This window comes from Pseudomonas promysalinigenes, assembly GCF_014269025.2.
GTDB lineage: Bacteria > Pseudomonadota > Gammaproteobacteria > Pseudomonadales > Pseudomonadaceae > Aquipseudomonas > Aquipseudomonas promysalinigenes.
The window spans coordinates 4259950-4278330 of record NZ_CP077094.1 but is presented as its reverse complement, the minus strand read 5'-3'; the positions used below and the strand labels follow the sequence as shown (position 1 = coordinate 4278330).

Genomic DNA, 18381 nt, shown 5'->3' with positions numbered 1-18381 from the left:
TAGACCGCTGTTGGGGCTTTATTCCCTTCAGGCCGAACGAGAATGAGATTCCACCTCATTTATTTCCAGAAATATTCAAACGGCGGCGACGCTCACCCAGTAACGCGTACGCAAGTCGATGCGCACCGGCAGGCTGCGCCCCAACAGTTGGAGGATCCGCAGCGTGTCGCCTAATTGATAGGTACCCGACACCTTCAGCCCCGCCACTTCTGGAGCGCAACGCAGCACGCCTGGGCGGTAGCGCGCCAGCTCGGCGATGAATTCACCCAGTGGCATCTGCTGCACGCTGAGCACGCCATCGGTCCAGCCCCACGGGTCGCCATGCCAGTGGGCGGGGGAGTAGGCGCCGCTGGCCAGCACTTGCAGCACTTCGCCAGCCTGCAGCTGCTTGGCAGCGCTGGTGTTCGGCAATAGCGTGACGGTGCCGCGACGCACCGCCAGCAATACACCCTGATCGTTTTCACGCAGGAGTAATTGCCCATCGCGGGTGCCCAACGCGCCGATGCGCGTGTTGATGCGATAAGGCCGGTCGTCGCTGGCGTTGCTGTCCAGGCTGACCTCGCCACGCAGCAGCGTCAGCTCACGGTAGTCGGCGCTGTAGTGCAGATCGATGGCACTGGCAGTGTTGAGTTGAATAAGGCTGCCATCACTGCCCTGGATGCGGCGGCGTTCGCCAGTGGCTGTGCGGTTGTCTGCCATCAGTGCTGGCAGGCCCAGGGGTTCGCGGGCGGCCCAACCGAGGCTGCCGCCGACCGCTAGCACCGCCAGCAGCTTGAGGTGGTCACGGCGGCGGATCTGCAGGCGCCGGCTACCCTCCAGGGTGTTGCGGCTCAGTGCGTTCGGCAGCTCAGCCAGTTCATCGCTCAGGTTGCTGACCCGCAACCAGGCCTGGGCATTGTGCGGATGCTCGCCCAACCATTGCTCGAACGCACGGTGCGTTTCAGGGCTTGGCGTATCGAAGCGCAGTTTCACCAGCCACGCGATGGCCTGGTCGACCTGTGCCTGTGGCGGTGCTGGCTCACTCGGCATAACGTAGCCGGTAGCAAACGCCCAGCGCCTTGGCCAAGTCGCGCTCGACGGTGGCTTGTGAAACCGCCAGGCGCAGCGCGATCTTGGGGATGCTCAAACCCTCCAGCTGGGCCAGCAAAAAGGCCTGTCGGGTACGCGGCTTGAGCTGTTGCAAGGCACGGTCCAAGCGTTCGAGGGTATCGAGGATGATGCGTCGGTGCTCCTCGCTGGGCGCCTCGCCCTCAGGCAGCAGTGCCAGGCTTTCCTGATAGGCCCGCTCCAGCGCACGGCGGCGGAACTGGTCGATCATCAGGCCACGGGCAATGCTGCTCAGGTAGGCGCGGGGCTCTTTGAGCGGTGATACCTGGCGCGCGCGTAGCAAGCGCAAGAAGGTATCTTGTGCCAGGTCCGCCGCATGCTCCTGGCAGCCGACCCGGCTGCGCAGCCAGCCACGCAACCAGGCGTGATGCGACTGATAGAGCAGAGCGACCTCGGCCGGTTTGAGCGTGTCGTTGATCTGCATCGTAGCGAAGGCCCGGTTTTGTGGATCATGTGCGTTTGTGAATGGTTCTCAATTCTATGCGGGGATGCTGGCACTGAGCAATGGCGTTTCTGGAATTACCTGAGCAAGATCCGGCGTTTGCCCGATGAGTGGCTGCGTTATGCTGGACCGGCCTGAAGCTGAAGGAGCGTTGCTAGATGCTTGCCGACCTTTCCCCTGACGCGTACCGCGCAGCCACGCACTACCTGGCTTCGCTGGATCCTGACTGGGCACGGCATATCCAGGCTACCGGGCCATGCCTGCATCGGGCCACCCCAGAGCGCGAGCCTTACGAAGCGCTGGTACGCGCCATCGCCTATCAACAGCTCCATGCACGGGCAGCCGAGGCGATACTTGGCCGGTTGCTAGCTCTGTTCCCCGGGCAGACGTTTCCAGCGCCCGCACAACTGTTGGCGCTCAGTCCCGAGGCACTGCGTGGGTGTGGCTTTTCGGCGAGTAAGCTGGCCACCCTCCAGGGTATTGCGCAAGCCAGCCTGCAGGGCATCGTGCCAAGCCGCGATGAGGCACAAGAGCTATCCGATGATGCGCTGATAGCGCGCCTGGTGACGTTACGTGGCGTGGGCCGCTGGACGGTGGAAATGCTGCTGATCTACTGCCTGGAGCGTTCGGATATTCTGCCGGTGGACGATTTTGGTGTGCGCGAGGGCTACCGTCGGCTCAAGGGGCTGGACAAGGCGCCGACGCCAGCCCAGATGCGCTCGCTCGGCGGTGCCTGGAGCCCGTACCGTACCGTTGCCGCCTGGTACCTGTGGCGGGCGTGAGCCACCGACCGAACCGACTGTCGAGGTAAACCGCAATGAATGCTTTCACAACCGACCTTCAACGCTGGCAAGCCGTCGAAGCCCGCGATGCCTCTGGCGCCGGGCATTTCGTCTACGCGGTGCGCACCACCGGTGTGTACTGCCACCCCGGCTGCAAGGCGCGCATGGCCAAACGCGAGAATGTCGAGTTCTTCAACGACTCCAGCAGTGCCGAAGCCGCAGGCTACCGCCCGTGCCGCCGCTGCATGGCCCAGCCGAACGCTTCTCGGCGCGCAGACATAGTGGCCCGCGCCTGTCGCTTGCTCGAACGCAGCGACAGCCCGCCGACACTCGACCAACTCGGCGCGCAACTTGCCGTTAGCCCATTCCACCTGCACCGCTTGTTCAAAGCCGCAACCGGCCTCACGCCCAAGGCATACGCCAGCGCCTTTCGCGCCCGGCGCCTGCGCGAGCGGCTGGGCGATGGGGATGGGTCGGTAACCGATGCCATCTACGACGCGGGCTACAACTCCAACAGCCGTTTCTACCAGAGCGCCCCCCAGCGCCTGGGCATGCAACCCCGCGACTACCGGGCTGGCGGCGTGGGTGCGACCGTGCATTTCGCCATCGGCGAGTGTTCTCTGGGCGCAATCCTGGTAGCGCAAAGCGAAAAGGGCATCTGCGCTATCGCGCTGGGCGATGATCCCCAGGTTTTGCTCGAGCAGCTGCAGGATCAGTTTCCCAAGGCTCGTTTGATTGGGGGCGATGCCAGTTATGAGCGGCTGGTCGCCGAAGTGGTCGGGTTCGTCGAGGCGCCAGCACTGGGGTTGAACCTACCGTTAGACGTGCAGGGTACCGCCTTCCAGGAGCGGGTCTGGCAAGCGCTGCGCGAGGTGCCCGTGGGCAGCCAGGTCAGCTACAGCGATATCGCTGAACGCATCGGTGCACCAAAAGCGGTGCGGGCGGTAGCCAAGGCTTGTGGCGCCAATCGCATTGCGGTGGCCATCCCTTGCCATCGGGTGGTGCGCCGTGACGGCGATATCAGCGGCTATCGCTGGGGGGTAGAGCGCAAACGGCAGCTGCTGGCACGAGAAACGGCACTCACCTGAAGGCACCAAGGCGGGTAGAATCCACCGCCATATCGATGTGTGAAGAGGAACATTCGATGAGGCGCGTTTGCCTTGCCCGTTTTTGTCTGGCCTTCTTGGCCTTGATGTTGGTAGTGGCGCAGCCGGCCTGGTCGGCGCCCGTGGCACCCGCATCGAACCTTGCGGCCGGCGATTTGCCAGCGCTGGATGAAACCGCCAGCTATGAACAACTCAGTGACCGGCTCGACCTGATCCGCCAGGGGGTCACCAGCAACGCCAACGACGATGTGCTCTCGCAGTTGCGCTTGGCGACCGTGCAGGTGCAGCGCCAGGCTGATGCCTTGAGCACCTTGCGCGCCGCCGATGTGGCCAAACTGGACGATAAGCTCAATGTGCTGGGGCCGGTGCAGCCGGACGAAGCGCCGAGCATCACCCAGCAGCGCAAGCAGCTCGATGCCGAGAAAAAGGCGCTGGTGGCCGAACAGGACCAGGCCGCCAAGTTGACCCAGTCGGCCCGCGACCTGTCGACACAGATCGTCAACCTGCGCCGCAGCCAGTTCAACTCGCAGATCCTCAGCCGTGCCGCCAGTCCGTTGAGCCCCGCATTCTGGTCGAGCCTGATCCGCCCCACCGATGATGATGTCGCTCGCCTGCGTGACCTGCGCAGTGAAGCTGGGGCTGCCTTGAACAGTGCCTTCAGCGCCGATCATCGCTGGTTCTTCATCGCCACTGTGGCAGCCGCGTTCCTGGTCTGGATCTGGCTGCGGCGGGTGATCGAGCGCATGTTGGCCGCTGCCATGGTGCGCTGGCTACCCGAGGGGCGCCTGCGCCGCAGCGCATTGGCCCTGAGCGTCAGCCTGGCCACCCTGGCCACCATCGCAGGGTCGGTATCGCTGCTGCGCTGGGGCCTTGAGAGCAGCGCAGAACTGGGCTCCGACGTTGCCAGCCTGACCAACCATTTCCTGACACTAGTGGTGTTCAGCGCCTTCATCAGCGGCCTGGGCCGCGCCATGCTGATGCTGCAGCGCCCGTCCTGGCGCCTGCCAGCAATCCACGACGAAGTGGCCGTGGCCCTGGGCTGGTTCCCCAAGCTGCTGGCATTAGCGCTGATGGTGATGCTGACCATCGAGCGCATTAACAGTGTGATCGGCACGAGCCTGGCGCTGACCGTGGCCACCAATGGCCTGACGGCGTTGGTGGTGGCGGCGATTTTCTCGTTTGCCCTGGTGCGATACCGCCGCACGTTGCGTGAGCATCAACTGCCCCGCCCGGCAGGGTTGGCTGGCTTGATCCCGTTCGTGATCGTGGTGTGGGTCGGTTTGATCGTGCTGAGCCTGCTGGCCGGCTACCTGACGTTGGCTTACTTCCTCACCGGCAAGCTGCTGTGGATCAGTGTGGTCGGGGTGTGCGCCTACCTGCTCACCACCTTCTTTAGCGACCTGTGCGAAATCCTGCTCTCGCCTCGCCAGCCAGGGGGGCTGACGCTGGCCGCGAGCCTGGGCTTGGCACCGCGCCACCAGGCGCAGGCCAGCACCGTGCTGGTGGGTATCAGCCGCACGGTGCTGCTGCTCATGGCCATCCTGCTGGCGTTGATGCCATCGGGCACGAGCCCCGGCGAGTTGCTGCTGAGCCTGGGTGATTGGGACGGCACCGGCGGCAAGCTGCTCGGCAACCTCAACATCGTGCCGCAGGACATAGTGCTGGCGTTATTGATCTTTGTGGGTGGCTGGTTGGCCATACGGGTGCTCAAGCGCTGGCTCAGCGAGCGGTTGCTGCCGGAAACCGACATGGATGCAGGTATGCGGGCCTCGCTGGTGACCCTCGTGGGGTACCTCGGTTTCCTGTTCCTGGCCATGTTGGTGATGTCGACCCTGCATATCAACCTGACCAGCCTGACGTGGGTCGTCAGTGCGCTGTCGGTGGGCATCGGTTTCGGTTTGCAGCAGATCGTGCAGAACTTCATCTCCGGCCTGATCCTGCTGACCGAGCGCCCGGTGAAGGTGGGCGATTGGGTGAGCCTGGCAGGGGTCGAGGGGGATATCCGCCGGATCAACGTGCGTGCAACTGAAATCCAGATGTCCGACCGCTCAACGGTGATTGTGCCCAACTCGCAGTTCATTTCGCAGAATGTGCGGAACGTGACCATGGGCAATGCCCTGGGCGTGGTGGGTATCACGCTGACGTTGCCGCTGGATACCGATGCCAACCGCGTGCGTGAACTGCTGCTGGCGGCCTATCAGGAGCATGAAGCGATCCTTGACGCGCCGGCCAGTTCGGTCAGTTTCAAAGAGCTGACTTCGACGGGCATGGTCATTGGTGTGAGTGGTTTCGTGGCGGGGCCGCGGCAGGTATCGGGCACTCGCAGCGATTTACTGTTCACCATTCTGGGCCGCTTGCGCGAAGAGGGGATCGCCCTGTCGTCGCCCCAGAGCATGGTGCTGCTGCAGGAAGGCACGCGCGGGGGCGATGAGCCTTCGTGAGCATTTTGCCGCTGAGGGCCGTTCGTAACGCGAATGTCTTTACAGCCCAATGTCGTTGAGGCCAACAGGTGTTCGCCTCAGCGCCTGGTCAGGCGCTGAGGCTGATGCGTCCTAGTCGACGCCTGGCCTTGAAGGCGATGAAGGCGTCGTGGTGGACACCTCTGGCCCATCACTCCAAACAGCGGGTTACATGCTTCACCGACTGATAAGCCGACAACCCCCAGGGCCCCAGCTCGCGACCAATTCCGCTGCCCTTGGTGCCGCCCCAAGACGTCTCCACGAACACTGCCTGTATCGAGTTGATCCACACATGCCCGACTTCCAGGGCATCGGCGACACGTTCGGCGCGTGCCAGGTCGGCGCAGCACACCGTGGCAACCAGCCCGAAACGGCTGTCGTTGGCCTCGGCAATCGCCTGTTCCTCAGTGGCGAAGCGGCGCGCGCAGAGTACCGGGCCGAAGATTTCCTCGCTCCATAGGCGGCTATCCTTGGGCACGTCGGTATACAGTGTCGGGCTCACGAACCAGCCTTCGCGGTCCAGCGCCTGTCCACCTGCCAGGCAGTGCAGGCCTTCTTCACGGGCGGTGGCGAAGTAGCTGGCAACCTTCAGCCATTGTGCCTGGCTGGTCAGCGGCCCCATATCGACGTCTTCGGTCAAGGGGTTTCCCACCCGCAGCTTTTGCAGCGCCGCCTGTAGACGCGGCAGCAGCGTATCGGCAATGCCCTCCTGCACCAGCAGGCGCGAAGTGGCCGAACACATCTGGCCGGCGTTCCAGGTGATACCGGCGACGATCCATTGCACTGCCTGGTCCGGGTCGCAGTCGTCGAACACCACGATCGCCGATTTGCCACCCAGCTCCAGGGTCACCGGTCGGCATTGGGCCGAGGCACTGCGCATCACCAGGCTACCGACGCTGTTGCTGCCGGTGAACGAGAGTTTGTCCAAACCGCTGTGGTTGCTCAACGCGGCGCCTGTTTCAGCCTTGCCATTGACGATGTTCAGTACACCGGCCGGCAGGCCCAGGCTATCGGCAATCTGGCCGTAAGCCAGCTCGATGAGCGGCGTCACTTCCGAGGGTTTGAGCACCACGGTGCAGCCGGCGGCCAAGGCTGGCGCAAGCTTCCAGGCGCTGGTCACCAGGGGGAAGTTCCATGGCACGATCAGGCCGACGACGCCTACCGGCTCCAGGCGGGTGCGCGCCGTGAAACCGGGCGCAGCCAACGGCACCTCGCGGTTTTTCGATGGCAGTTGCTCGGCCAGGTCGGCGTAGTAAGCGAAGGTGGCGATCGCGTCGTCCAAGTCGATCTCGACCTCATGGCGTGGTTTGCCATTGTTGCGCATCTGCAGCGCGATCAATTCCTCGCGGCGCTGGCCGAGCTGTTCGGCAAAACCGCGCAGGTAGGCGGCACGCGCTTGGCTACTGACCCGTTTCCAGGTCGTCAGGGCCTGGCGCGCAGCGCTCACAGCCTGGTCGACCTGGGCCACGCTGGCAGCCATCAGTTCGGCGAACGGCAAGCCCAGTGCAGGCTCGTTGACGTTAATGCAGTCGCTGCCCTGGCCTTCGACCCAGCGCCCGCCAATGTAGTGGGAAGTATTCATGCAGATAATCCAGTCAGGCTGTTTCGGCAGCGGTTACAGGAGGATGCTCGGCGCTTTTGCAGCGCACCCAGCGCGGGCCTTTTGGGCCATACACGCCAGCAGGTTCAGGGAACAGGTTGAGCAGCAGCAGGTACAGTACGCCGGCCAGGCCCAAAGTTACCGGCAGGCTCAGGTCGATGCCTCCGGCCAGGTTGCCCAAGGGGCCGACGAATTGCCCTGGCAGGTTGACGAAGCACAACCCGACCACCGCGCTGGGGATCCACGCGCCCATGCCACGCCAGTTCCAGCCGTGCAGGAACCAGTAGTGCCCGCCACGCTGGCCGCGGGTAAACACCTGCAGGTCGTCGGCATGGTAAAAACCGCGCCGGGTAATCAGGCCGAGGATCATGATCACCATCCAGGGGCTGGTGCAGGTGATGATCAGGACGGCGAAGGTCGACACGCTCTGCACCAGGTTGAAGGTGAAGCGGCCGATGAAGATGAAGCCGATCGCCAGTACACCGATCAGCAAAGTAGCGCCAGCGCGGCTGAGCAGGCGCGGGAACACGCTGGACATGTCCAGCCCGGTGCCATATAGCGCGGTGGTGCCGGTGGACATGCCGCCGATCACGGCAATCAGGCACACCGGCAGGAAGAACCAGCTCGGCGCCACCGCCAGCAGGCCGCCGACGTAGTTGTTGGCAGCGATGTAATCGGGCGCTTGGGTGGCCACCAGGGTGGCGGTGCACAGGCCGAACAAGAATGGGATCAGCGTTGCGACCTGTGCTGCAATCACCGCCAGCATGATGCGCGACTTAGGGGTTTGCCGTGGAATGTAGCGCGACCAGTCGCCGAGGAAGGCACCGAACGACACCGGATTGCTCATTGCCAGGATCGCGGCACCGACGAAAGCTCCCCAAAACCCCGGCTGGGTTAGGTTGACGCTACCAGCAAAGCCCGCATCGAATGGGCCGGCAAAGGCGAATATGCCTAGAAGAAACAGCAGGCTCGACGCCCAGACGGCGATCTTGTTGACCCACAGCATGAAGCGAAAACCAAAGATGCACACAACCAGCACCAGCACCGCGAACAGGCCGTAGGCCAGGCCCAAGGTCAGATCGGTTTCCGGCAGCCCGGCCAGGCGCTTGGCGCCGCCGACCAGGGCATCACCTGAGCTCCACACCGACAGTGAAAAGAACGCCACAGCGGTGAGCAGCGACAGGAACGAGCCAACGATGCGCCCGTGCACACCAAAGTGTGCGCCCGATGACACCGCGTTGTTGGTGCCGTTGAGCGCACCGAACAGGCCCATGGGGGCGAGGATCAGTGCGCCAACGCCAACGCCGAGCAGAATTGCCCAGACTCCGGCCTGGAACGATAGCCCGAACAGCACTGGGAAGCTGCCCAATACGGCAGTGGCGAAGGTATTGGCACCGCCGAAGATCAGGCGGAACAGGTCTAGCGGGCAAGCGTCGCGTTGATCGTCGGGGATCTGTTCGACGCCATTGGTCTCGATACCGGTCGAGTGGCTCATGGTGATGCTCCAGCGCGGTTGTTGTAGGCCCGCAGCTGTGCGCGGGCCCTATTGTGGGTGCGATGGCAGTGCGGCAAGGCCGCGTAAGTTGGATCAGGCTGCAGTCACGACCGACAAGTGCTCGTGGCACGCCAGCCAATGATCGCCCTGGCGGCGAAACACGATGGTTTCGCGTTCGGCCAGTTGGTGTTCTTCGCCGGCAAGGCTGATATGCGTAGCCACGTCATGCATGAAGATGGCTACTTCCCCTTGCAGGCTCACCTGCACGTTGCTCGACTCACAGCCGAGCACGGCAAAACCCTCGGCCTGCCATTGGGCCCAGAGAGCTTGGTATTCACGGCGCGAGAGCAGCGGGTGGGGCAAGGTGTGGAACAGGAAAGTGGCGTCTTCGCTGAAACAGGCGAAATAGCGTGCGCTGTCGTTGCTGGCGAAGGCTGCGATCAGGTCGGCGGCGGCTTTGCGTACTTGAGCGGTCTGGTCCACGACAGTGGCCTCACGATTATTGTGATTGTGGTGAAGCGATTCTGGTGGCGACGCAGAAGGGGAAAAATCGCTAAGGAAAAATAATCACTTCAGAAATCTGTGAAGTGATGGCCGTAAGGCCCTAGCCTGCCCACCCGACTGACGGTTCTACGCGACCCTGATCCTTGCCTACGCTCACACTCCCACCCTTTGCGAGTAGGAGATGCGTCATGGCGTTCCAATACAAGCGTCTGGACAAGAATGATGCCGCCGTTCTTTTGGTCGACCACCAAACGGGCCTGTTATCGCTGGTACGCGATATCGACCCCGACCGGTTCAAGAACAACGTGCTGGCGCTCTCTGACCTGGCCAAGTACTTCAAGCTGCCGACCATCCTGACCACCAGTTTCGAAACCGGCCCCAACGGCCCGCTGGTTCCGGAACTCAAGGAGCAGTTCCCTGACGCCCCCTATATCGCCCGCCCTGGCAATATCAACGCCTGGGACAACGAAGACTTCGTCAAGGCGGTAAAGGCCACTGGCAGGAAACAGCTGCTGATCGCCGGGGTAGTCACCGAAGTCTGCGTAGCCTTTCCGGCATTGTCAGCCTTGGAGGAGGGCTTTGAGGTATTCGTGGTGACCGACGCTTCTGGTACTTTCAACGAGTTGACCCGCGACTCGGCCTGGCGGCGCATGGAGGCAGCCGGTGCTCAGCTGATGACCTGGTTTGGCGTGGCTTGCGAGCTGCACCGTGATTGGCGCAACGATGTCGAGGGGCTGGGCACGCTGTTCTCCAATCACATCCCCGACTATCGCAATCTGATGACCAGTTACGACAAGCTGGCGAAGTAGGGTAGCAAGGGCGTTGCCAGACGAGCAAAGCGGTTTGCTGTCATGTCCAGTGCTCGATTAGTCTGAGTGCAACGCCCTTAACGCAATCGAGGAATACGTATGAAGGAACATACCTATCAGGTGACGGTGGATTGGGTGGGCAATACGGGTGAGGGCACATCCAGCTATACCTCCTATCAGCGCAATTTCACCGCCCAAGCCCTGAGCAAACCTGTGCTTGAGGGCTCTGCAGACCCGGCCTTTCGCGGTGATGCCAGCCGCTGGAACCCCGAGGACATGCTTGTCGCATCGCTTTCGGCCTGCCACAAGCTCTGGTACTTACACCTATGCGCAGTCAACGCGGTGAATGTGCTTGAGTATGTCGATAATGCTCAGGGGCGAATGGTTGAAGGCGATGCTCATCGTAAAGGGCATTTCACTGAAGTGGTCCTGCGTCCACAGATCGTGGTCAGCGCAGAGTCCGATGTAACCCTTGCAAGGCAGCTGCATGATACTGCCCATCATGAGTGTTTCCTGGCCAATTCGGTCAATTTTCCAGTGCGCTGCGAACCGGCTATCCACCGCCAGGGCTAAAGAAAAAACCCCTTGCGGCGTGGGCAGCAAGGGGTTTTTTTGGCTTGCACAGCGCTTTGTGCGTTACACGTTGAAGCGGAAGTGCATAACGTCACCGTCTTTGACGATGTAGTCCTTGCCTTCAAGGCGCCATTTGCCGGCTTCCTTGGCACCGCTTTCACCCTTGAACTGGATGAAGTCGTCGTAGGCCACCACTTCGGCGCGGATGAAGCCTTTCTCGAAGTCGGTGTGGATCACCCCTGCGGCCTGCGGGGCGGTGGCGCCGACGCGCACGGTCCACGCGCGCACTTCCTGCACGCCAGCAGTGAAGTACGTTTGCAGGTTGAGTAGCTCGTAACCGGCACGGATTACACGGTTCAGGCCAGGCTCTTCCAGGCCCAGGGCCTCGAGGAACATATCTTTCTCTTCACCGTCGTCCAGCTCGGCGATTTCCGCTTCGATCTTGTTGCACACCGGCACCACGACCGCGCCTTCTTCTTCGGCAATGGCCTTGACCACGTCCAGGTGCGGGTTGTTCTCGAAGCCGTCTTCGGCCACGTTGGCGATGTACATCACAGGTTTGCTGGTCAGCAGGTGGAAGCCGCGGATCAGGGCCTTTTCATCATCAGCCATGTTCTTCATCAGGCTGCGCGCAGGCTTGCCTTCGGTGAAGTGCGGGATGAGCTTCTCCAGGATCGCCTTCTGGGCCAGGGCATCCTTGTCGCCGCCCTTGGCATTGCGGGCAACTTTCTGCAGCTGTTTTTCGCAGCTGTCCAGGTCGGCAAAGATCAGTTCGAGGTCGATAATCTCGATGTCACGCTTGGGGTCGACGCTATTGGAAACGTGGATCACGTTTTCATCTTCGAAGCAGCGCACCACATGGGCGATGGCATCGGTTTCACGGATGTTGGCCAGGAACTTGTTGCCCAGGCCTTCACCTTTCGACGCCCCGGCCACCAGGCCTGCAATGTCGACGAACTCCATGGTGGTCGGCAGGATGCGGTTGGGCTTGACGATTTCCGCCAGGGCCGCCAGGCGTGCATCGGGCATCGGCACGATGCCGCTGTTCGGCTCGATGGTGCAGAAAGGGAAGTTCTCCGCCGCGATGCCAGACTTGGTCAGGGCGTTGAACAGGGTAGACTTGCCGACGTTGGGCAGGCCGACGATGCCGCAATTGAAACCCATGGGTATTCCCCTCTCTAGGAAATCAGGCCTTCTGGCTGTGCAACTCGCGCATGGCCTTGGCGAAGTCGCCAGCCAGTACGTCCGGCAGCACGCCGAGGGCAAAATCGATGCTGGCGTCGAGCTTCTCCTGCTCGGCGCGCGGCGCGCGGCCCAGGACGAAGTTGGAGACCAGTTTGGCGTCACCTGGGTGGCCGATGCCAAGCCGCAGGCGATGGAAGTCGTTCTGGTTGCCGAGCTGCGCGATGATGTCGCGTAGGCCGTTGTGCCCCCCATGGCCGCCGCCGCGCTTGAGCTTGGCAACGCCCGGAGGCAGGTCGAGTTCGTCATGAGCCACCAGGATTGCTTCCGGCTTGATGCGGAAGAAATTCGCCAATGCCGCCACGGCCTGGCCGCTGCGGTTCATGTAGGTGGTGGGGATCAACAGACGAACGTCGTTGCCCTGATGGCTGAACTTAGCCGTCAGGCCGAAATATTTCTTGTCAGCGGTCAGCGATACCCGCTGGGCGCTGGCAATGCGTTCTACGAAAAGAGCCCCTGCGTTATGCCGGGTCTGTTCGTATTCGGGGCCGGGGTTACCCAGGCCGACGATCAACTGGATGGCGGTCACGTCAGGGGCTCTTCCTTGGAGTTGTTGGGTTACAGGGCGCGGGGCGCACTGTAACCCGATCAACACCGGCGCGCGAGTGGATTACTCGGCAGCGTCTTCTTCAGCAGCTTCGGCGGAAATGCGCGGAGCGTGAACGTTGGCAACAGCTTTGTCATCACCGTGGGCCAGAGCGACGAACTCTACGCCTTTCGGAGCTTTCAGGTCCGACAGGTGGATGATGGTGCCGATTTCGGCCTTGGCCAGGTCAACTTCGATGAACTCTGGCAGGTCTTTGGCTTCGCAGGAAACTTCGATCTGCGATTCAACGTGCGAAACTTCGCCGCCTTTCTTGATCGGTGCTTCTTCGTTGATGAAGTGCACTGGAACAACAGCGGTCAGCTTCTGGCCAGCAACCACGCGAACAAAGTCAGCGTGCATGATGAAGCCTTTGGCTGGGTGACGCTGCATGGCCTTGACCACGACGTTCTGCTTGGCGCCATCGACGTTCAGTTCGATAACGTGGCTGAAGGCAGCTTCGTTTTCGAACAGCTTGGCGATTTCCTTGGCCACGATGGTCAGGGATTGGGCTTCTTTATCGCCACCGTATACAACGGCAGGGATGTTGGCGGAGTGACGCAGGCGGCGGCTCGCACCTTTCCCCAGGTCAGTACGCGCTTGGGCGTTCAGGATGAAATCAGTCATTTTGCTTCTCCAAAATAGCCTCCCGTAAGGCGTTTGCGACCAGCGCCAGACGGGGTGGCAAAAAAGCCCCGCCCCAACAAGATGCTGGGGCGGGGCGCTTCATATCAACACGTATTCCGCTTAGCGGAACATCGCGCTGATCGATTCTTCGTTGCTGATGCGGCGAACCGCTTCGGCAACAACCGGTGCGATATCCAGCTGGCGGATACGGTCACAGGCTTGAGCAGCGGCAGACAGCGGAACGGTGTTGGTCACCACCAGCTCGTCCAGGACCGACTTCTCGATGTTTTCGATCGCACGGCCCGACAGAACAGGGTGCGTGCAGTAGGCGTAAACCTTGGCAGCGCCATGCTCTTTCAAGGCTTTGGCCGCGTGGCACAGGGTGCCGGCGGTGTCGACCATGTCGTCTACCAGGATGCATGTGCGCCCTTCGACGTCGCCGATGATGTGCATGACCTCGGAGTGGTTAGCCTTCTCGCGGCGTTTGTCGATGATACCCAGATCTACACCCAGGGACTTGGCAACGGCGCGTGCGCGCACAACGCCACCGATGTCCGGGGAAACGATCATCAGGTTCTCGAAACGCTGGTCTTCGATGTCGTCGACCAATACGGGCGAACCGTAGATGTTATCGACAGGAATATCGAAGAAGCCTTGGATCTGGTCAGCGTGCAGGTCGACGGTGAGTACACGGTCGATGCCTACGACAGTGAGCATGTCAGCGACGACTTTGGCGCTGATGGCTACACGTGCCGAACGCGGACGGCGGTCCTGGCGGGCATATCCGAAGTAAGGAATCACGGCGGTGATTCGGGATGCTGAGGAGCGGCGGAAGGCATCGGCCATCACTACCAGTTCCATCAGGTTATCGTTGGTCGGGGCACAGGTCGGCTGAATAATGAAGACGTCTTTACCGCGAACGTTTTCATTGATCTCAGTGCTGATCTCACCGTCGGAGAATTTACCGACAGAGACATCACCGAGAGGGATATGCAGCTGACGTACGACACGCCGAGCCAGATCGGGGTTAGCGTTCCCCGTAAAGACCATCATCTTGGACACGCGCAGTACCTGAAGGCTGAGGGTATACCTGGATGAGTATAAGGAAAATGGCAGGGGCGGCTGGATTCGAACCAACGCATGGCAGGATCAAAACCTGCTGCCTTACCGCTTGGCGACGCCCCTGTATCTGTTGCTGCGAACGCTTATGCGCTCGACTTCTTGACCAGACTTTGCAGCTTGCGATGCAACATCGAAATATTGCTTCCTTTCGCCACAAACCCTGTTTGGGTCACTGAAAGAAGGGCCAGAACTTTATCAGCTTCGGCTTTGCTTGGGAAGGCCCCAAACACACAGCTTCCAGTACCGGTTAGTCGAGCCTCTGTGAATTTGCCCAAAGAATTCAGCGCGTTGCGAACTTCTGGGTAACTCTGCTCTACCACCGGTTGGCAGTCATTTCGACTGTTTCCCTTGGGAACGGGGCGCATCTTAAGGGGGAGCGAATCACGTGTCAACTGCGGATGTGAAAAAATTTCTGCTGTGCTGACAGACACTTGCGGCACCAGCACGACGTACCATGGCTCCTCAGGATCTACCGGCGTCAATTGCTCGCCCACCCCTTGGGCGAAGGCGGCGTGGCCACGCACGAACACTGGCACATCAGCGCCTAGACCCAAGCCCAGTGTAGCCAGGCGATTTTCGTCCCAGTCCAGTTGCCAAAGGTGCGCCAGCCCCAGCAGCGTGGTGGCGGCATCGGAGCTGCCGCCACCGATGCCGCCGCCCATGGGCAGTACCTTGGTCAACCAGATGTCGGCGCCGAGCCCAGTGCCAGACTGCTCCTGCAATTTACGCGCGGCGCGCACGATCAAGTTGCTGTCGTGGGGCACCGACTCGATTTCGCTATGCAGGCGGATCACGCCGTCCTCGCGCCGGGCAAAGCGCAGTTCATCGCCATGGTCCAGGAACTGGAACACCGTTTCCAGTTCGTGGTAACCGTCAGGGCGGCGGCCAAGGATATGCAGCCACAGGTTGAGCTTGGCCGGGGCGGGCAGGGTCAGGGTAGGCATGAGCTCAGTGCCCCAACTGACGCGGCTGCCAGTCCTTGACCACGAGGGTTACGTCGAGGTCTTTGCCGTGCAGCTTCAGGCGCTCGGGCAACCAGTAGCCGTTTTGCTCGGTGTAGCTCAGGTACTGCACCTGCCAGCCGTCCTGGTCGAGGCTGGCCAGGCGGCTGTCGCCGTCGAGGGTCAGCTGGCTTTTGCTATCAGGGGCGGGCAGGCCGCGAACCCACCAGACCAGATGCGAGACCGGCAGTTGCCAGCCCAGCTGTTCTTCCAGCAGGGCTTCGGGGCTGGCGGCTTCATAGCGGCCCTGGTTGGCCACTTCCAGCACGACACCACCGGGGCGGCCGGTCAGGCGGGCAGCGCCACGGCCCAGTGGGCCGGCAAGGCGGATATCGTAATAGTCCTGACGCTGCAGCCAGAACAGCGTGCCGCTGCCGGAATCGCGCGGGGCGCGGATGCCGACCTTGCCGTTGATCTGCCAGCCGTCGAGGCTGCTCAACTGTGCTTTATGGGCGCGCCACTGCTGTGGGTCGCCGTGGCCCTGCAGGGCTTCGCGGCTTCCAAAGCCGGCGCAGCCAGCCAGCAGGGCGATCAGGGTGAAGGTGATGCAATGGCGCAGGAACATAGCGTTAAAGAGTCTCGGATCCGGTCAGGCGCAAGAGGGTCTTGCGCAGGATAGGGCTGTCGGCCTGGGCTTCGAAACCTTTGGCCCAGACTTGGCGGGCTTCACGGCGTTTGCCGTTGGCCCAAAGCACTTCGCCCAGGTGAGCGGCTACTTCGTGGTCTGGGAAGCGGGCGAAAGCCTGGCGCAGGTAGTTTTCAGCCTCGTCGAGGCGCCCGAGCCGATAGTTGATCCAGCCCATGCTGTCGAGCACGGCAGGGTCATCCGGGGTCAGCTGATGGGCCTTCTCGATCAGTGCTTGAGCTTCGCTGTAGCGAGTGGTGCGATCGGCCAGGGTATAGCCCAAGGCGTTGAGTGCCATGGAATTGTCTGGCTCGCGATCGATGATGGCGCGCAGGTCTTTTTCCATCAGTGGCAGGTCGTTGCGTTTTTCCGCCAGCATGGCGCGGGTATAGAGCAGATTCAGGTCGTCTGGGTAGCGTTTGAGGGCTTGCTGGAGCACCTGGTCGGCTTGAGCGTCCTTGTTGTTGTTGCTGTAGCTTTCCGATTCGATCAGGTACAGCTGTACGGCGCTGTCCGGCTGCGCGTCGCGAGCTTCGGCAAGCAGGCGCGAGGCCTCGGTGCCGCGGCCATTGGCAATCAGGATATCGGCCTGGCGCAGCTGTGCCGGCAGGTAGTCCGGGCCGGGGCCGACCAACGCGTATTCGCGTAGCGCTCCTGCCGGGTCATGGCGCTCCTCGGCAATCCGCCCGAGGTTCAGGTGGGCGGCGTCGACGTTGCTGTCGCGCTCGATGAGCTCGCGCAGGTACACCTCGGCTTCGTCCCAATCCTGGTTTTCCAGGCAGACCAATGCCAGGGCGTATCGCGACTCGTCGTCGTCCGGGTACTGCTGCACCAGGCTCAGGAATTCAGCCTTGGCGTCGGCCATGCGGTCCTGTTCGACCAGGGTGCGCGCGTAGGTCAGGCGCAGGCGCTTGTCATCCGGGTTGTCGCGGATTGCCCCTCGCAGCAGTGGCAATGCTTCCGGGCCCCGATCCAGGGCCTGTAGCAGGCGAGCGCGCAACAGAGTTGGGGCGATTTCGCCATTTTGAACCGGGTGGGCTTCGAGCAGGTCCAGTGCCTCCTGCGCTTTGCCGTCCTGGTTCAGCAACAGCGCCTTGCCGAACACCAGTTGGCTGTTGTTCGGGTACTTGACCAATAGACGGTCGAAGCTCTGCATCAAGCCGTCGCGGGTACCCTGATCGGTCTCGGCGGCCGACAGGGCAAGGAAGTCGAAGTGGGTGTCGCCCTGGCCCTGTAGCACTTTCTCCATGTAGACCATGGCGTCATCGTAACGCCCGGCCCGGGCCAGCTGAATGGCAGCAGCGCGCTGGGCGTCGAGGTTCTGCGGGTCGTTCTTGGCCCAGATCAATGCGCTGTCCAGGGCCGGTTCGTCTGCGCCCAAGTATTCGGCGATGCGGTAGGCACGCTCGGAGACGCCAGGATCCTGGGTCTTCTGCGCCTGGTCGGTGTAGTTGGCCAGGGCGATATCAAAGCGGTTGCGCTGGCCGGCCAGTTCGGCCACCAGCAGGCTGTACAGGGTGTCCTGTGAAAACGACCCATACACCACAGGCTTTTCTGCCTCGCCTTTGCCGGCCTCGGCAACGGTGGGCGCGGCATTGTGCGGAGCCAGGCTCTGGCAGCCCTGGAGCAGGGCGAAGGCAAGCAGCAGTGCGTAGGGTCTGTTCATAGAAGGCTTACAAAGACTAACCGGCGGTCGGAGCATGATGACACAAGCGCGGGGGCAAACCCACCTGCGAAGGTCGCGGTTTCATTGCAAGACTCGGACACTCACTGGGGGCAGAAGTGCAGATCGAAACAGCTGTTGGAAAAAATACGCCGGGTCCGTGAGGAATTTGCAGCGCCCAATGCCGAGTGCGCCTATGGGGTGAGTTCCCTGGACGACGTATTCATACATGCACTTGGAGCAAGCCCTTGGCTGTTTCGAGAATCTTTCACCCCTCATTGAAGGAATCCGGCATGTCTGCCATCTCCAAATCGCTCGAAGAACTGCTCGCCAACATCTACGCGGACCACAAAGTGTCGATGCAGGAATTCCTGACGCTTCAGGCCGAATCGGATCGGCGCTGGGAAAAAGTCATCGAAGAACTGGGCCCGAACACCACACTGCTGGCTTTCCAGAAATCCATGGATGTCGCACTGCACATGCTCCACCTGAGTGTCGAGCACATCAAGAAGCAGGAGCTCACCGACTTGGGTGAAGCGGTGGTGAAAGATGCCATCACTGCCCAGGTAGAAGCGGTGAAGGCCGGTAGCCTGCTCAGCTTCAAGGCGCTGAAGGTTGGCCCGAACTCGCTTTAAGCCAAA

General features: G+C 61.8%; 18 protein-coding genes and 1 tRNA gene. 6 read left to right on the top strand and 13 right to left on the bottom strand.

Translation table 11 applies throughout. From position 1 onward, the window contains the following. Positions 1–75: 75 nt before the first annotated feature. Both HU725_RS19405 and HU725_RS19400 read right to left on the bottom strand, forming a co-directional pair. Positions 76–1029, bottom strand: a complete 954-nt coding sequence (locus HU725_RS19405; RefSeq protein ID WP_186478255.1) for a FecR domain-containing protein — start codon at positions 1027–1029, stop codon at positions 76–78. Further along, positions 1019–1531, bottom strand: coding sequence for a sigma-70 family RNA polymerase sigma factor (locus tag HU725_RS19400; RefSeq protein WP_186478256.1), 513 nt, complete (start codon positions 1529–1531; stop codon positions 1019–1021). Before HU725_RS19400 ends, HU725_RS19405 begins: the two co-directional genes overlap by 11 nt. A 176-nt stretch (positions 1532–1707) precedes the next feature. On the opposite strand from HU725_RS19400, the gene HU725_RS19395 reads away from it, so the two are divergent. Genes HU725_RS19395 through HU725_RS19385 form a run of 3 tightly spaced genes read left to right on the top strand, consistent with a single transcriptional unit; the run spans position 1708 to position 5878 of the window. Further along, complete coding sequence (locus HU725_RS19395) at positions 1708–2331, top strand: DNA-3-methyladenine glycosylase family protein (protein ID WP_186478257.1); 624 nt, start codon at positions 1708–1710, stop codon at positions 2329–2331. A 35-nt stretch (positions 2332–2366) separates the two neighbouring features. Continuing rightward, positions 2367–3419 carry a bifunctional DNA-binding transcriptional regulator/O6-methylguanine-DNA methyltransferase Ada gene (gene ada / locus HU725_RS19390; RefSeq protein WP_186478258.1) on the top strand — a complete coding sequence of 351 codons (1053 nt, stop codon included), beginning with the start codon at positions 2367–2369 and terminating at the stop codon, positions 3417–3419. 56 nt (positions 3420–3475) lie between these two features. After that, a complete protein-coding gene (locus tag HU725_RS19385; RefSeq protein ID WP_186478259.1) occupies positions 3476–5878 on the top strand; it encodes a DUF3772 domain-containing protein in 2403 nt (800 codons plus the stop codon). A 169-nt stretch (positions 5879–6047) separates the two neighbouring features. Here HU725_RS19385 and HU725_RS19380 read toward each other — a convergent pair whose 3' ends face one another. The 3 genes from HU725_RS19380 to HU725_RS19370 all read right to left on the bottom strand — a co-directional run bounded on the left by HU725_RS19380 (position 6048) and on the right by HU725_RS19370 (position 9474). After that, positions 6048–7478 (bottom strand): aldehyde dehydrogenase family protein, encoded by a 1431-nt coding sequence (locus HU725_RS19380; RefSeq protein WP_186478260.1) that lies wholly within the window; start codon positions 7476–7478, stop codon positions 6048–6050. A gap of 13 nt (positions 7479–7491) precedes the next feature. After that, positions 7492–8991 carry a purine-cytosine permease family protein gene (locus HU725_RS19375; RefSeq protein ID WP_186478261.1) on the bottom strand — a complete coding sequence of 500 codons (1500 nt, stop codon included), beginning with the start codon at positions 8989–8991 and terminating at the stop codon, positions 7492–7494. 93 nt (positions 8992–9084) lie between these two features. Beyond that, positions 9085–9474 (bottom strand): YybH family protein, encoded by a 390-nt coding sequence (locus tag HU725_RS19370; protein ID WP_186478262.1) that lies wholly within the window; start codon positions 9472–9474, stop codon positions 9085–9087. A 209-nt stretch (positions 9475–9683) separates the two neighbouring features. Between HU725_RS19370 and ycaC the strand changes: the two genes are divergently transcribed. Further along, positions 9684–10304, top strand: a complete 621-nt coding sequence (gene ycaC / locus HU725_RS19365) for an isochorismate family cysteine hydrolase YcaC (RefSeq protein ID WP_060477530.1) — start codon at positions 9684–9686, stop codon at positions 10302–10304. 99 nt (positions 10305–10403) lie between these two features. Beyond that, the gene (locus HU725_RS19360) at positions 10404–10877 is read left to right on the top strand and encodes an OsmC family protein (RefSeq protein ID WP_186478263.1); all 474 of its coding nucleotides are present in this window, start codon (positions 10404–10406) and stop codon (positions 10875–10877) included. Between the two features lie 63 nt (positions 10878–10940). Here the strand turns inward: HU725_RS19360 and ychF are convergent, their stop codons facing one another. The 8 genes from ychF to HU725_RS19320 form a co-directional block, all read right to left on the bottom strand. Next, positions 10941–12041, bottom strand: a complete 1101-nt coding sequence (gene ychF / locus HU725_RS19355) for a redox-regulated ATPase YchF (protein WP_060477532.1) — start codon at positions 12039–12041, stop codon at positions 10941–10943. 22 nt (positions 12042–12063) lie between these two features. Continuing rightward, positions 12064–12648 carry an aminoacyl-tRNA hydrolase gene (pth, locus tag HU725_RS19350; protein ID WP_009686183.1) on the bottom strand — a complete coding sequence of 195 codons (585 nt, stop codon included), beginning with the start codon at positions 12646–12648 and terminating at the stop codon, positions 12064–12066. 81 nt (positions 12649–12729) lie between these two features. Further along, a complete protein-coding gene (locus tag HU725_RS19345; protein WP_060477533.1) occupies positions 12730–13329 on the bottom strand; it encodes a 50S ribosomal protein L25/general stress protein Ctc in 600 nt (199 codons plus the stop codon). A gap of 120 nt (positions 13330–13449) precedes the next feature. Continuing rightward, the gene (locus HU725_RS19340) at positions 13450–14391 is read right to left on the bottom strand and encodes a ribose-phosphate pyrophosphokinase (RefSeq protein WP_003247410.1); all 942 of its coding nucleotides are present in this window, start codon (positions 14389–14391) and stop codon (positions 13450–13452) included. A gap of 48 nt (positions 14392–14439) precedes the next feature. Next, positions 14440–14514 (bottom strand) — tRNA-Gln (locus HU725_RS19335). A 20-nt stretch (positions 14515–14534) separates the two neighbouring features. Continuing rightward, positions 14535–15395, bottom strand: coding sequence for a 4-(cytidine 5'-diphospho)-2-C-methyl-D-erythritol kinase (ispE, locus tag HU725_RS19330; protein WP_186478264.1), 861 nt, complete (start codon positions 15393–15395; stop codon positions 14535–14537). Between the two features lie 4 nt (positions 15396–15399). Next, a complete protein-coding gene (gene lolB, locus HU725_RS19325) occupies positions 15400–16017 on the bottom strand; it encodes a lipoprotein insertase outer membrane protein LolB (protein WP_186478265.1) in 618 nt (205 codons plus the stop codon). A gap of 4 nt (positions 16018–16021) precedes the next feature. After that, a complete protein-coding gene (locus HU725_RS19320; protein ID WP_186478266.1) occupies positions 16022–17743 on the bottom strand; it encodes a tetratricopeptide repeat protein in 1722 nt (573 codons plus the stop codon). Positions 17744–18033: 290 nt separating this feature from the next. On the opposite strand from HU725_RS19320, the gene HU725_RS19315 reads away from it, so the two are divergent. Next, positions 18034–18375, top strand: a complete 342-nt coding sequence (locus tag HU725_RS19315) for a hypothetical protein (protein ID WP_060477537.1) — start codon at positions 18034–18036, stop codon at positions 18373–18375. Positions 18376–18381 lie beyond the last annotated feature (6 nt).

Bases quoted from the DNA above. Each gene is read 5' to 3' on its own strand.
- HU725_RS19405 (WP_186478255.1), bottom strand. From the start codon at position 1,029: ATGCCGAGTGAGCCAGCACCGCCACAGGCACAGGTCGACCAGGCCATC.
- HU725_RS19400 (WP_186478256.1), bottom strand. From the start codon at position 1,531: ATGCAGATCAACGACACGCTCAAACCGGCCGAGGTCGCTCTGCTCTAT.
- HU725_RS19395 (WP_186478257.1), top strand. From the start codon at position 1,708: ATGCTTGCCGACCTTTCCCCTGACGCGTACCGCGCAGCCACGCACTAC.
- ada (WP_186478258.1), top strand. From the start codon at position 2,367: ATGAATGCTTTCACAACCGACCTTCAACGCTGGCAAGCCGTCGAAGCC.
- HU725_RS19385 (WP_186478259.1), top strand. From the start codon at position 3,476: ATGAGGCGCGTTTGCCTTGCCCGTTTTTGTCTGGCCTTCTTGGCCTTG.
- HU725_RS19380 (WP_186478260.1), bottom strand. From the start codon at position 7,478: ATGAATACTTCCCACTACATTGGCGGGCGCTGGGTCGAAGGCCAGGGC.
- HU725_RS19375 (WP_186478261.1), bottom strand. From the start codon at position 8,991: ATGAGCCACTCGACCGGTATCGAGACCAATGGCGTCGAACAGATCCCC.
- ycaC (WP_060477530.1), top strand. From the start codon at position 9,684: ATGGCGTTCCAATACAAGCGTCTGGACAAGAATGATGCCGCCGTTCTT.
- HU725_RS19360 (WP_186478263.1), top strand. From the start codon at position 10,404: ATGAAGGAACATACCTATCAGGTGACGGTGGATTGGGTGGGCAATACG.
- ychF (WP_060477532.1), bottom strand. From the start codon at position 12,041: ATGGGTTTCAATTGCGGCATCGTCGGCCTGCCCAACGTCGGCAAGTCT.
- HU725_RS19345 (WP_060477533.1), bottom strand. From the start codon at position 13,329: ATGACTGATTTCATCCTGAACGCCCAAGCGCGTACTGACCTGGGGAAA.
- ispE (WP_186478264.1), bottom strand. From the start codon at position 15,395: ATGCCTACCCTGACCCTGCCCGCCCCGGCCAAGCTCAACCTGTGGCTG.
- lolB (WP_186478265.1), bottom strand. From the start codon at position 16,017: ATGTTCCTGCGCCATTGCATCACCTTCACCCTGATCGCCCTGCTGGCT.
- HU725_RS19320 (WP_186478266.1), bottom strand. From the start codon at position 17,743: ATGAACAGACCCTACGCACTGCTGCTTGCCTTCGCCCTGCTCCAGGGC.
- HU725_RS19315 (WP_060477537.1), top strand. From the start codon at position 18,034: ATGTCTGCCATCTCCAAATCGCTCGAAGAACTGCTCGCCAACATCTAC.